Raw genomic sequence first — 13,066 nt, forward strand, 5'->3', positions numbered from 1 at the left:
TATTGAAAATTTGGGAATTTATGGATAAAAAAAGAGTTTAACTCTACCGTAAATAACACCACAAGGTAGAGTAAATCTACCATGTGACATTATTAAAGATAGTGTTAAACTCTAGATTATTTCTCGATTACATTATACTTACTGCTTCTTATTAAGTGTATAGACGATTAATCCTATTAGAATAATGATACCAATCGTAGCTAATAGTCCTACTAAAAGACTACCTGTTACCCCAATTAAGATATAACCGATAATGGAAGCGACCGCTACAATACATGCGTATGGTAGTTGCGTAATCACGTGATCAATATGATTAGCGCCTGCTCCAGTTGAAGAAAGAACCGTTGTATCCGATATTGGTGAAACATGATCTCCAAATACTGCCCCAGCCAGCACTGCAGCTAATGATGGGATAATTAACTCCGGATCTGCAATTGCCATGACATTAGCGGCGATTGGCAGCATAATTCCGAATGTTCCCCAAGAAGTACCAGTGGACAACGCCATCAGACCTGAAATAACAAAGAAAATGACTGGTAAAATACTAGGACTAATATTAGCATTTTCAGCTACTGCTGCTAGATATTCACCTGTTTCTAAAGTAGAAATAATCGAACCAATCATCCACGCTAATAATAGAATATAGATAGCTGGAAGCATTGCTTTAATACCTTCTACTAATACAATCCCCGTCTTCGTCTCTTGTTTTCCCTGCCCTAAATATAATAGACAGGCAACGAGTACTGCAGCAATACCACCAATAAATAAGGAGAAGTTAACATTCGTATTCTCAAAAATAGAAAGTATTGTGACCGTGTCACCACTTGCTCTTGCTCCAGTGATTATCATGGAGCTTATCGTCGTAATTAATAAAACAATGATCGGAATTATTAAATGATAAACGCTTCCCTTTGCACTTGGCTTGAATGCATTCGTTAAATCTCCTGGAACAGTTTTTCCTTTAGGAATAACTTCACCAGTTGTTATGGCATGATTTTCATGCTTTTTCATTGGTCCAATATTTAAGTTAAAGAAGGCCGTTATAAAAACAAGTAATAATGCGCCAATTGCATAGAGATTATATGGAATCATTCTTATAAATGCCTCTAATGGCTGTAATCCTGTCATTACTACTAATCCACCAACAACTCCAATGAGATAAGCTCCCCAGCTAGAAATCGGTGATATAACCGTGATTGGTGCTGAAGTTGAATCGATATAGTATGCTAGCTTTGCACGTGAAATATTATGTCTATCTGTTAAAGGTCTTGCAATCTGTCCTACAGCTAAGGCATTAAAATAATCATCGATAAATATAATAATACCTAAAATCGGAGCCATAAGCTGTGCCCCTCTTCGTGTCTTAATTCTAGCCACCATCCAATTACCGAAGGCTCTGCTGCCTCCTGACGCTTGCAGTAAAGCAGTCATCATTCCTAATAAAAGTAAGAATCCGATTAACTGAAGGCCGCCAGTATTAAGTGCTCCATCTGAGATGAATATCCCATAAAATGCACCCCAGATTTCCTTTATACTACCCCACACATAAAAATCGTGAATCAATAATGCACCTACTGCAATTCCTACTCCTAATGACAAGAGTACCTTTCTTGTTAATAAAACTAAAACAAGCATAATAATTGCGGGAATAAGAGAATAAATTGTTCCTTCCATATTACTACCTCCATTGATGTAATTAGTATGTGCTGTGTGACCATGGAGATACGCTTGTCAAAATTTCTTTTTCTACACAAAAAAGCAATGATAGAAAATAACCTATCATTGCTTATGCATATACGTTATCCTCCATTTCGATCTGTAGTTCTCCATGCCCATTTCCAGCATGACAGTGTGCCTCTTATTCAAAGACACCCCAGCAATAATAAGTTCGACCCTTATTACGCTTCGGCAAACGAGCCTTTCATCAATAATCATCGTTGTCATTCTCCTATTGATTACTCATCTTGTTCGCACCTCTACCTCACCGATCTGATAAGGTTTATTATGAAATTATGAATATACTATACTATGATTTTAATCATCTTGCAAGTCTTCTTTCGGAACTGCGATAGATGGATTCCCACTTGTACCTCCAAAAAATTCTGGTACTTCACCCATTACTAAGTTTTTGTCAATCAATATTCTAGTACTTACTTTTGTCACTTCCGTTGTAAATGGTATAACAATTTGGACATCTGCCTCTACCTGAACATAGAGTGAAACAAAGACATTATTAATCCCTAATTGTTCTTTTTCCTCTATTAATTCTGTCTCAACACTACCTACTAGCTCTAAATTTACCGGTAATCTTGGACCTAAATTAGCTAATATAGAATTCCCAGTTGCTTGGCCTATTGGTATTTCGATTACGGTCGGATCACGGTCAACAAGTTCTTCCACCGTATCCCCATACACGTCTGGTTCTCCAAGAGGGTCGCTATATTGGGGAGGAGTTCCTCGATTCATACTATGAAAAAACTCTTCCACACGGTCAGTTGCTGCTCGATTGATTTTATTAACAACAGAGGAATCCCAACCAACTATCGATATATAACCAGCCTCATTTGTTTCTGTTATCGCTACATCTTCAAACGTATATTCTTCCGCAAACTTAACTGCAGAATTAATACCTCTAGTGGCAAATTCCCTTGTTTTTGTCTCGGCAACTTCCATGATGGTCGGGGTTATTTTCTTATCTATAAATTCTAAGCTAAAATACGTTATCACAATAACTAATATAAATGAAATCATTAATATATATCGCGATGGAGGTGTTGTTCTTCCACCTTTAAAACCGATTCGATGCCTTCTCATAAAAATACCTCCTCAGTACAAATTCTATGCTTGTTCTAAGGAGGGTAGGACTAAATTTTTAGATTAGATTACATTTCGTAATCATGATATTCAATTGTTTTGATAAATCAATCATATATGGTTCAACCTCTCGTTCCTCTTCTTTCAAAATTCTAATGATAGGTCGATCACAAATATGTTTGTTCTGATGAACGACAACACCTTGTCGTTTATCATTTAATTCAACTGAAATTCCATTAGGATAAACAGCCACACTGTTTTTGAAAGCCTCAATAATTCGAATATCAAATTGATTAATAGCACTACTATATAGAAGCTCAAGCCCCTCATGAGGAAGCATGGCTTTACGATATACCCGATTACTTGTAACTGCGTCAAAGACATCTGCTGCACCAATAATTTGGGCAAACAAATGAATTTCATTGCCTTTTAATCCACGTGGATATCCACTACCATCTATTCTTTCATGGTGCTGGTATGCACAATGTGCTACAACAGCGGAATAATTATAATTCTTCCTTAATAGCTCATACCCGAGCGTAGTATGGGTTTTCATGATAGCAAACTCTTCATCTGTAAGTCGTTCTGGCTTTTGGACAATATCAGGATCAATGAACACCTTTCCAATATCGTGAAGCATTGCCCCTTTACCAAGTTCACTTAACTCTTTTGCATTTAACTTTAACTCAGCACCAATTGCTAAGGAATAAATAGTAACATTTAAAGAATGTTGGAAAACATAGTCATCCGTTAGATATATATCCGTTAACAGTGTGATCGATTCATCATGACTATCTATTTCAGCCATAATTCTACCAATTATATCCGTTAGATTCTTTCCCTCTTCATCTAACACAGAGGAATTTTTGTTTAGTTTATGTGCTTGAATACTATCAAAGAGCCTTTTCATGGAAGATGTAGCATCCTGCCGAAGTCGTTCCGATATTACTGGTTCAATTACAATATCTTTTGTTTTCTCATCTTCAATATAAACATATGTAATCCCTTGTTGCCCTAACCGCTCAATAAGCCTCTTTGTAAGTGGGACTCCATTATGGAGTAAAATGGTGCCATTATCACGATATATCGTTTGTCCCAGAATATCTCCTGGTTGAGCTGATGCTGTAGCGACTAATCTCATTCATGTACTCCTAACCAGCCTTTGATAAAAGCGGCATTTTTCGACATTATTATAACCATATAGTATCAAATCTGCTATGAAAAAGCTATCTTAAGAAAGAACATCTGTCTACGGTTTCCTCGATATTTTACCAACAAAAAATGCCTCACAACGGAGACATTTTACGCTATTCGTTTCAAGGCCTCTTTTCCACTCATTCCTACTTCCCAGCCAAATTGCTCTTTTGAAGCTTCAGTAACTTTTTCAAGAGGTGCCTCTAATAAATCTTCAATGGTACGTACTCCTACCGCTCTCGCAGCAATCACTTGACGATCTTTTAATTTTTCACTTAATAAATCCACATCCAGTGCTCCACACATGATATACCCAATTTCATTGGTTATCATTAACAGATTTGTTTTAGGAAGTTCCACCTTAATTGCAGTGAACATAATCCCGTTTACTTCAAGAGGATTAATCGTAATCATAATCCATGACGCCTCCTTTGCATGCTCCCTATATTACTATGCAAATAGGAGGTCATGTGTCACGACTTTATCCTCGGCGGACATGGGGAGAGATGTGTCTGATTACGGTTCTCATGTGACCTTGCGTGGGATAGATGTGCCCATTTTCGGTTTACTTGCGACCTTGCTCGGGGGAGATGCACCCGATTTCGGTTCTCATGCACCCTTGCGTGGGATAGATGTGCCCATTTTCGGTTTACTTGCGACCTTACGTGGGGGAGATGCACCCGATTTCGGTTCTCATGCGCCCTTGCGTGAGGTAGTTGAGCCCTTTTCCGGTGTACATGCGCCCTTGTTCGGGGGAGATGTGCCCGATTTCGGTTCTCATGTGACCTTGCGCAAGGTAGATGAGCCCTATCCCTGCACACATGCGCCCTTGCGTGGGGAAGATGTGCCCTTTTCCGATTCACTTGCTCCCTTGCTCGGAGAAGATGCGCCCGATTTCGGTTCTCATGCGCCCAAACGCGAACAAGATGCACCATACCCTAGCCCGGTTTAACTATCCAAAATGCTCCATAAGTGTGTCTCTTAAATAATCTCTCATAAACTTTGGTAGCATATAGGATTTCTTATCTGATTTCGCAACTTCAGGTAATAATCGACCAAATGTAAAGGTGTCAGCTACTACCACACTAAATTTTCGTTCAATATCTACTGGTTCCTCTCCCATGAGCACTTGGACTACATATTCCTGTCCATTTTGATGAAAGTCCGTCTCAACCTCTACCCCAGAGAAAACCATTCTTCCTAATACTTTCCCCCGGAAGCCAAATCCTTTTAAGGGAAACTCCATAAACTCTCTTGTAAGGGATGCTCGGACAACTTCAAGCAGTTCAGCACCAGTAAGTTCTACTATACAAGGATTAATGGGATGCGGGCATACTCGATGAATATCTCCAAGTGTTATTTCGCCCTTTGGAAAACCTTCTAATAATAATCCAGTATTAAACATCGCACAATCGGCTTCCGTTATGTTCCTAATTTTATTCGTTAGAAGCTGCATAATTTTTGACTGCTGATACCAATTAACTTCTATAGACTCTGTAAGTTCAACCACTTTTTCATCTAGAATCTCATCTGCTCGTGCTTGTAGATTATCTAATGACTTTTTTGTAGCTTTATCAATAGAGAATTCCGAAATATCGGTTGTATGGGCTTGCTTGTTAATAAGCTTTTGCTGTTCATGATCCCAGGTCAACATTACCTCACCGATAAAATGACAATGTTTCCCAGCTGCTGTAATTATTGCTTGATTAACCGCCTCACCCGTACGGAGCAGATGATGCGTATGGCCGCCAATGATGACATCAATATCCGGAAATCTTCTAGCGATTTCTTGATCCTCACTAATACCTAAATGTGACAATAATACCATTATATCTGTCTTTTCTTTCAGCTCATGAACCACATTCTCTAACACGTCATATGGGTCAGAAACATGCCATCCTAATAACTCATAATAATCATTAAAAGGAGCTGTAAGCCCAATTACACCTATCCTCACGCCGTGTAAGCTTTTTATAATAGCAGTGGATTGAAGCCAATCTGGTAATTGGTTTTGTAAACTCTCTAAATTAGCACAAACAACAGGAAAAGTTGCGTCATCATACAGATGAAACAACTCCTCATGCCCAAATGTTATCCCCTCATTGTTACCGATCGTAACCAAGTCATAACCAAGATCATTTAATAATGATACATTTCCTTTCCCCATTAACGCTTCCGAAATCGGATGGACCCTATCCACATGATCTCCAATATCCACTAGCCAATATGATTCGTTATTTCTTTCCCTTTTTGCTTTTGCTTCCTTCATAAATGTTGCAACTCTAGGCCACTGTTCAAAATTACTATGTAAGTCATTTGTGTAATAGAAATATAAATTCTCTTGCATAAAAAATCTCCTTAACCTGTTAACCCATTTATAATCATGCGTATACCAATTAGCACTAATGTTATTCTTAAAATCCACTCTAATGTCTTACCTTTTAATATTTGGCTTACCTTAGCCCCCAGCTTGCCACCAATCCATGCTCCAGGGATGAAGAATAGTACATATTCCCAGACAATATGCCCGAGAGCAATATGTGTCGTAGCACCAATAATACTTACAAAAAAGATCATAAACATTGATGTAGCTGTTGCGATGTGTACTGGAAATCCGAATAGTAATATCATCGCTGGGACCATAATCGATCCCCCACCTATTCCAAACAATCCAGACAATGTACCAACAATTAAAGAAAGGAAAAAAGCAAACCAAGTAGAAACAGTATAGTGATAAACCTTTCCATCAACATGAAATGTCCGTTGATTCTTGCCATTTGATACCGTTTTCTTGTGTGGCTGTTGCTTTATAAAAAACAACATGGAAATCCCTATCACTATTACGCCAAAATACAATAAAAATGCCTCAGTCTCCATAAATTGATTCAGCCAAGAGCCTACTATACTACCTGGAATACTTCCGAATAAGAAAAGTAATCCGGTTTTATAATCTACTCTACCATCTTTCAAATAAGCAAGTGTCGACGCTAAAGAAGTAAATATCATTGTGATTAAAGAAATACCAACTATTGCCTGTGGTGTTGCCCATTCAAACCCTGGTACAAACTGGTAAAGCAGGATGAGAATTGGGATTAATATTACACCACCACCAAGCCCAACTAGACTACCAACAAATGCTGTTAAAATGCCAACTATTATACAAATTAAAAATACCAAGTTAAAACCCTCTGTCCTTTATTATCTATACTGTTCATTTTAGCATTGTTTTGTAAAGATTCCTACCGAACTATTTAATGAAATCTTAACGATTGAATGACGGTCAGGTGCATTTGGATGCAGCAGATTATCTTATGATTACGAACATGTAGCTTCATGTAGAAAAATAGAAGACGAACTTATATCGTTCATCTTCTATACGCAAAAATAATATCATGCTTTTGATACCTTGTATATTATGCTATTATATACAATTCTATAAATATAAGGGGTGTACCAATATGAATAACAAAAAAGTCAATTTTAATCTACCTTAATTATTTTAAATGGTAATAATACTATCCAATTGAAGATATGTCCCAAAGGAATGTAAAAACACAATACAAACCCTTGCCACAAACATTGATGTGACAAGGGTTCTTTGTTATTAACCGATTGAACCTTCCATCTCGAACTTAATTAAACGGTTCATTTCTACCGCATATTCCATTGGAAGTTCTTTTGTAAATGGTTCAATGAAGCCCATTACGATCATTTCAGTAGCTTCTTCCTCGGTTAAACCTCTACTCATTAAGTAGAATAGTTGTTCTTCCGATACTTTAGAAACTTTTGCTTCGTGTTCTAGTGAGATATTATCATTTAAGATTTCATTGTAAGGAATCGTATCTGAAGTTGATTCATTATCAAGGATAAGTGTATCACATTCGATATTCGCACGCGCACCATCTGCTTTACGTCCAAAGTGAACGATACCACGGTAAGATACTTTACCACCTTGCTTAGAGAATGACTTCGACACAATTGTAGAAGATGTGTTTGGTGCTAAATGATGCATTTTTGCACCGGCATCTTGTACTTGCCCTTTACCTGCAATAGCAATAGAAATCGTGTTACCACGAGCTCCTTCGCCTTTAAGAAGAACTGCAGGATATTTCATCGTTAATTTGGAACCGATATTACCATCAATCCATTCCATCGTTGCATTAGCGTCACAAACAGCACGCTTCGTAACTAGGTTATACACATTATTTGCCCAGTTTTGGATGGTTGTATAACGGCAATACGCATCTTTCTTAACAATAATTTCAACAACCGCACTATGAAGTGAATTTGTTGTATACACTGGAGCTGTACATCCTTCTACATAATGAACAGATGCACCTTCATCCACGATAATTAATGTTCTTTCAAACTGTCCCATATTTTCAGAGTTAATACGGAAATATGCTTGAAGTGGTGTATTTGTTTTTACACCTTTTGGAACATAAATAAATGAACCACCAGACCAAACTGCAGAATTTAACGCTGCAAATTTATTGTCAGAATAAGGAATTACAGTACCAAAGTACTCCTTAAATAACTCTTCGTTTTCTTTAAGAGCCGTATCTGTATCTTTAAATACAATTCCTAACTCTTCTAAGTCTTCTTTTAAGCTATGGTATACAACCTCTGATTCATATTGAGCAGAAACCCCTGCCAAGTATTTTTGCTCTGCTTCTGGAATACCTAAACGGTCGAATGTTTGCTTGATTTCAGCAGGTACCTCATCCCAAGTTCTACCTTGTTTTTCAGATGGCTTTACATAATAAACAATCTCATCGAAATCAAGTCCTGATAGATCTCCACCCCATTGTGGCATTGGACGCTCATAGAAATGCTCTAATGCTTTTAGGCGATAATCTAGCATCCATTCAGGTTCTTCTTTCATTTTAGAAATTTCTTCCACGACTCTTCGTGTTAAACCACGTTCTGTACGGAAAATGGAAACGTCTTTATCACGAAAGCCATATTTATACTCTTCTATTTCAGGCGCTTTCTTTGCCATTATAAACCCTCCTTATAGTATCGTACGTAAAGCTAGTCTTTTTCATGAACTCCTTTTTCCATTGCTTTCCATGCTAAGGTTGCGCATTTAATTCGGGCTGGGAACTGTGAGACTCCGCTAAGTGCTTCTGCATCTCCTAAGTCCAAATCCGATTCAATTTCTTCCCCAAGCATCATGTCAGAAAAGAGCTTAGACATTGCCAGTGCTTCAGATACTTTCTTTCCTTTAATTGCTTGTGTCATCATCGATGCAGAGGACATACTGATGGAACACCCTTCTCCTTGAAACTTCGCGTCCATTACGATTCCATCTTCTACTTGAAGCTGAAGTTGAATTCGATCTCCACAAGTAGGATTGTTCATATCCACCGTTAGTGCATCACCCTCGAGTTCTCCTCGGTTTCTTGGGTTTTTATAATGATCCATGATGACTTGTCTGTACAGTGTTTCCAAATTGTTAAAAGACATGACCGAAAAACTCCTTCGTCTTCAAGAGTCCGTCTACTAATTTTTCTACATCATCTTCGGTATTATATAGATAAAAGCTTGCTCTTGCAGTTGCTGTAACATTTAACCACTTCATTAATGGTTGGGCACAATGATGTCCCGCTCGAACAGCAATACCAAAGGAATCTAATGCAGTTGCTACATCATGTGGATGAACATCTCCAAGATTAAATGTTACAAGAGCAGCTCGATGTTCTGGTCCATATACTTTAATTCCTTCAACAGTACGTAATCGGTCCATGACATAATCTGCTAGCTTTTGCTCATGTGCTAATATATTATCCATACCAACTTCTTCTAAAAAGTCAATCGCAGCAGCTAGACCAATAGCACCGCCAATGATTGGTGTACCACCTTCGAATTTCCAAGGAAGCTCTTTCCAAGTGGAATCTTGGAGGGAAACAAAATCAATCATTTCGCCACCAAATTCTACTGGTTCCATTTCTTCTAATAACTCTCTTTTTCCATAAAGAACACCTATACCAGTTGGTGCAAGCATTTTATGACCAGAAAAAGCATAGAAGTCACAGTCCAAATCTTGAACATCCACTTTCATATGTGGAATACCTTGTGCTCCATCTACTACTAGAATAGCACCCTTATCATGCGCAATTTTAGCAATTTCTTTAATTGGGTTTATTGTACCCAATACATTGGAAACATGTGCAATTGCTACAATCTTCGTGTTATCCGTAATTAATTGACGATAATCTTCTAAGGCTACTGTACCATCATCCTGTAATGGAACATAGGATAATGTCGCTCCAGTAGCTTTTGCTGCTTGTTGCCAAGGAATAATATTACTATGATGCTCCATAGGCGTAATTAAAATCTCATCACCTGGTTTTAAGTTAGCTCGCCCATAGCTTAAGGCAACTGAATTAATCCCAGTAGTAGTACCACGATTAAAAATAATTTCTCCAGTACTTCTTGCATTAATGAATCGCCGAATCTTCTCACGTGCACCTTCATATTGATCCGTAGCACGAGAACCAAGCGTATGAACACCTCGGTGGACATTAGCATTATCAAAACGATAATACTTCTCAACAGCTTCAATAACCGAGATGGGCTTTTGAGAAGTAGCAGAAGAATCGAGATATACTAATGGATGGCCATTGACTTCCTGATCAAGAATCGGAAACATTTGCCTGATGGCTTTTACATCCATTAGTTAACTTTCCTTTCAATTACTTGTTTCAATTGCTTCTTAACGGCAGCAATAGGTAATTGAGATACTACTGGATCTAAGAATCCATGAATAATTAAACGCTCTGCTTCTTCTTGTGTAATACCACGGCTCATCAAGTAATACAATTGCATTGGATCAACACGTCCAACAGATGCAGCGTGTCCTGCTGTTACATCATCTTCGTCAATAAGTAGAATTGGGTTAGCATCTCCACGGGCTTTTTCACTTAACATAAGGACACGAGAGGTTTGCTCATTATTCGCACCAGATGCACCGTGCTCAATTTTCCCAATTGCATTAAATATGGAAGTTGCACTTTCTTTCATCACACCACGTTGCAGGATTTGTGCGTCCGAATTTTTACCCCATTGGGCAATTTTTGCAGTAAAGTTTTGAATCTGTTTTCCACGTCCAACTGTTACAGCATTTGCATTGGAAACGGAGCCATCACCAATTAGGTGTGTCACATTCTCTGATACAGTATTACCATCGTTCATTTGGCCAAGAGCCCAGTCGATGGTTGCGTGACGGTAAGCGACACCACGACGATTAATATAAGTAGTGGTTCCTGCAGCAAAGTTATCCACCGCACCGAAAGAAATCTTCGCATTATCTTGCGCAATTACTTCCGTTACAATATTAGCTACAGTTGCTTCTTCTTTGTTATTTGAAATATAGTTTTCCACATACGTTACTTCACTATTTTCATCTGCAACTACGAGTACATGGTTTACAAGTGCTACTTCTGGATCCTCTTGCCAGAATACCGCTTGAAGTGGTTCTTCAATTTGTACGTTCTTCGGAACATATACAAAGATTCCACCATTCATTAATGCTGCATGTAAAGCAGTTAATTTATGTTCATCAATGGATACGGCATCTTTCATGTAGTAGCGCTTCACTAAATCCTCATGCTCTTTTAAAGCTGTGAAAATATCAGTGAAAATAACACCTTTATTCATTAAGTCTTCATTAAGTTTAGCGAAAGCTACAGTATGATTACGTTGAATAACAAGATTCTCTGGTAAGTTATCCACATCAAAGAAATCTTGAATTTCAGCAGGTAATTCTGTTAATGAAGAAATGGTTTCACCTGTAGCAACATGCTTGAACCGAGTGAAATTCCAATTGCCAATTTTTGTTTTATCTGGTTTTGGTAATTCTAACGATTCAGCTTGTTCTAGTGCATTGACACGTAATTCTTTCATCCATATAGGTTCATTACGTTCGCTAGAAAACTGTTCAATATAACTTTTATCATAAGGTAGCTTTGTGTCTACAGTCATATTACCCCTCCTAACTATTAAGCGTTTTGTCCAACTGTTTCGTCTTCGATACCTAATTCTTCTTTAATCCAGTCATATCCTTCTGCTTCTAAACGTTGAGCTAATTCAGGACCACCAGATTTCACAACGCGACCTTGCATCATCACGTGTACGAAGTCTGGAGTAATATAATTTAATAGACGTTGGTAGTGTGTAATGATTAAGCAACCAAAGTTTTCGCCGCGCATTTTGTTAATACCCTTCGAAACAACTTTCAATGCGTCAATATCCAGACCAGAGTCAATTTCATCAAGAATTGCAATGTCAGGCTTGATTTGCATTAATTGAAGGATTTCATTACGTTTCTTCTCTCCACCAGAGAATCCTTCGTTTAAGTATCTTGTTGCCATGCTTTGATCGATTTCTAGGAAATCAAGATCTTTATCTAGATCCTTAATGAATTTCATTAAAGGAATTTCATCGCCTTCTTCTCGACGAGCATTAATTGCAGAACGCAAGAAATCAGAAGTCGTTACACCACTAATTTCACTAGGATATTGCATTGCTAAAAATAGACCTGCACGTGCACGCTCATCTACTTCCATTTCTAATACGTCTTCGCCATTTAATAGAACTGACCCTTCCGTAATTTCATACTTCGGATGTCCCATAATTGCAGATGCAAGAGTTGATTTACCTGTTCCGTTCGGTCCCATAATTGCATGGAATTCTCCGCCTTTAATTGTTAAATCAACGCCTTTTAATATCTCTTTACCTTCAATTGAAACATGAAGATTTTTAATTTCTAATGTAGATCCTGCCATATCGATACCTCCATATATTGTTATCTTATTTGGATATGATAAATAATGATATCCATTCTCAATTTATTCTCATTACAATCTTATAGCATTTCGAATTGATTATCAACTTTTTTAGGTTGTATAAATCGAATGATATTTTAATTGTTTTTCCCTATGTTTTGTATGGATTTATAAGGTGTTGCTAGTCCCCTTAACAGTCCGAATCGTCTAATACTTTCCTATATAAGGAGTGACCTAAGCTAAATCTATCCTCCCTCCTACAGAAGATG

At 37.8% G+C, this 13,066-nt stretch carries 12 protein-coding genes and 1 riboswitch; of the genes, 1 reads left to right on the top strand and 11 read right to left on the bottom strand.

Features of this window, described 5'->3' with window-relative positions; translation table 11 throughout:
• Nucleotides 1-138: 138 nt before the first annotated feature.
• The 4 genes from AAIB49_RS05830 to AAIB49_RS05845 all read right to left on the bottom strand — a co-directional run bounded on the left by AAIB49_RS05830 (nt 139) and on the right by AAIB49_RS05845 (nt 4,422).
• Complete coding sequence (locus tag AAIB49_RS05830; RefSeq protein ID WP_343457476.1) at nt 139-1,674, bottom strand: Na+/H+ antiporter NhaC family protein; 1,536 nt, start codon at nt 1,672-1,674, stop codon at nt 139-141.
• Nucleotides 1,675-1,811: 137 nt separating this feature from the next.
• A riboswitch (Lysine riboswitch) is annotated at nt 1,812-1,987 on the bottom strand.
• Nucleotides 1,988-2,034: 47 nt separating this feature from the next.
• A complete protein-coding gene (yunB, locus tag AAIB49_RS05835; protein WP_339214127.1) occupies nt 2,035-2,814 on the bottom strand; it encodes a sporulation protein YunB in 780 nt (259 codons plus the stop codon).
• Nucleotides 2,815-2,872: 58 nt separating this feature from the next.
• Nucleotides 2,873-3,955, bottom strand: coding sequence for an HD-GYP domain-containing protein (locus tag AAIB49_RS05840; RefSeq protein ID WP_339214125.1), 1,083 nt, complete (start codon nt 3,953-3,955; stop codon nt 2,873-2,875).
• A gap of 161 nt (nt 3,956-4,116) precedes the next feature.
• Nucleotides 4,117-4,422, bottom strand: a complete 306-nt coding sequence (locus AAIB49_RS05845) for a YunC family protein (protein ID WP_339214124.1) — start codon at nt 4,420-4,422, stop codon at nt 4,117-4,119.
• 94 nt (nt 4,423-4,516) lie between these two features.
• Here AAIB49_RS05845 and AAIB49_RS05850 point away from each other — a divergent pair, with 94 nt between their 5' ends.
• On the top strand, nt 4,517-4,960 hold the full coding sequence (locus AAIB49_RS05850; RefSeq protein ID WP_339214123.1) for a hypothetical protein: 444 nt from the start codon (nt 4,517-4,519) through the stop codon (nt 4,958-4,960).
• Here AAIB49_RS05850 and AAIB49_RS05855 read toward each other — a convergent pair whose 3' ends face one another.
• The 7 genes from AAIB49_RS05855 to sufC all read right to left on the bottom strand — a co-directional run bounded on the left by AAIB49_RS05855 (nt 4,961) and on the right by sufC (nt 12,797).
• A complete protein-coding gene (locus tag AAIB49_RS05855) occupies nt 4,961-6,355 on the bottom strand; it encodes a bifunctional metallophosphatase/5'-nucleotidase (protein WP_339214122.1) in 1,395 nt (464 codons plus the stop codon). It abuts the gene before it with no gap.
• A gap of 11 nt (nt 6,356-6,366) precedes the next feature.
• On the bottom strand, nt 6,367-7,185 hold the full coding sequence (locus AAIB49_RS05860; RefSeq protein ID WP_339214121.1) for a sulfite exporter TauE/SafE family protein: 819 nt from the start codon (nt 7,183-7,185) through the stop codon (nt 6,367-6,369).
• A 427-nt stretch (nt 7,186-7,612) separates the two neighbouring features.
• A complete protein-coding gene (sufB, locus tag AAIB49_RS05865) occupies nt 7,613-9,010 on the bottom strand; it encodes a Fe-S cluster assembly protein SufB (protein WP_186870937.1) in 1,398 nt (465 codons plus the stop codon).
• Between the two features lie 32 nt (nt 9,011-9,042).
• Nucleotides 9,043-9,477 (bottom strand): Fe-S cluster assembly sulfur transfer protein SufU, encoded by a 435-nt coding sequence (sufU, locus tag AAIB49_RS05870; protein ID WP_339214120.1) that lies wholly within the window; start codon nt 9,475-9,477, stop codon nt 9,043-9,045.
• A complete protein-coding gene (locus tag AAIB49_RS05875; RefSeq protein ID WP_339214119.1) occupies nt 9,467-10,687 on the bottom strand; it encodes a cysteine desulfurase in 1,221 nt (406 codons plus the stop codon). Before AAIB49_RS05875 ends, sufU begins: the two co-directional genes overlap by 11 nt.
• Nucleotides 10,687-11,994 carry a Fe-S cluster assembly protein SufD gene (gene sufD, locus AAIB49_RS05880; protein WP_343457477.1) on the bottom strand — a complete coding sequence of 436 codons (1,308 nt, stop codon included), beginning with the start codon at nt 11,992-11,994 and terminating at the stop codon, nt 10,687-10,689. The genes AAIB49_RS05875 and sufD overlap by 1 nt, the downstream gene beginning before the upstream one ends.
• Nucleotides 11,995-12,011: 17 nt before the next feature.
• Complete coding sequence (sufC, locus tag AAIB49_RS05885) at nt 12,012-12,797, bottom strand: Fe-S cluster assembly ATPase SufC (RefSeq protein ID WP_186870941.1); 786 nt, start codon at nt 12,795-12,797, stop codon at nt 12,012-12,014.
• Between the last annotated feature and the right edge of the window lie 269 nt (nt 12,798-13,066).

This window comes from Ornithinibacillus proteolyticus (genome assembly GCF_039581225.1).
In the GTDB taxonomy this organism is placed as follows: domain Bacteria; phylum Bacillota; class Bacilli; order Bacillales; family Amphibacillaceae; genus Ornithinibacillus; species Ornithinibacillus massiliensis.

Bases quoted from the DNA above. Each gene is read 5' to 3' on its own strand.
- AAIB49_RS05830 (WP_343457476.1), bottom strand. From the start codon at position 1,674: ATGGAAGGAACAATTTATTCTCTTATTCCCGCAATTATTATGCTTGTT.
- yunB (WP_339214127.1), bottom strand. From the start codon at position 2,814: ATGAGAAGGCATCGAATCGGTTTTAAAGGTGGAAGAACAACACCTCCA.
- AAIB49_RS05840 (WP_339214125.1), bottom strand. From the start codon at position 3,955: ATGAGATTAGTCGCTACAGCATCAGCTCAACCAGGAGATATTCTGGGA.
- AAIB49_RS05845 (WP_339214124.1), bottom strand. From the start codon at position 4,422: ATGATTACGATTAATCCTCTTGAAGTAAACGGGATTATGTTCACTGCA.
- AAIB49_RS05855 (WP_339214122.1), bottom strand. From the start codon at position 6,355: ATGCAAGAGAATTTATATTTCTATTACACAAATGACTTACATAGTAAT.
- sufB (WP_186870937.1), bottom strand. From the start codon at position 9,010: ATGGCAAAGAAAGCGCCTGAAATAGAAGAGTATAAATATGGCTTTCGT.
- sufU (WP_339214120.1), bottom strand. From the start codon at position 9,477: ATGTCTTTTAACAATTTGGAAACACTGTACAGACAAGTCATCATGGAT.
- AAIB49_RS05875 (WP_339214119.1), bottom strand. From the start codon at position 10,687: ATGGATGTAAAAGCCATCAGGCAAATGTTTCCGATTCTTGATCAGGAA.
- sufD (WP_343457477.1), bottom strand. From the start codon at position 11,994: ATGACTGTAGACACAAAGCTACCTTATGATAAAAGTTATATTGAACAG.
- sufC (WP_186870941.1), bottom strand. From the start codon at position 12,797: ATGGCAGGATCTACATTAGAAATTAAAAATCTTCATGTTTCAATTGAA.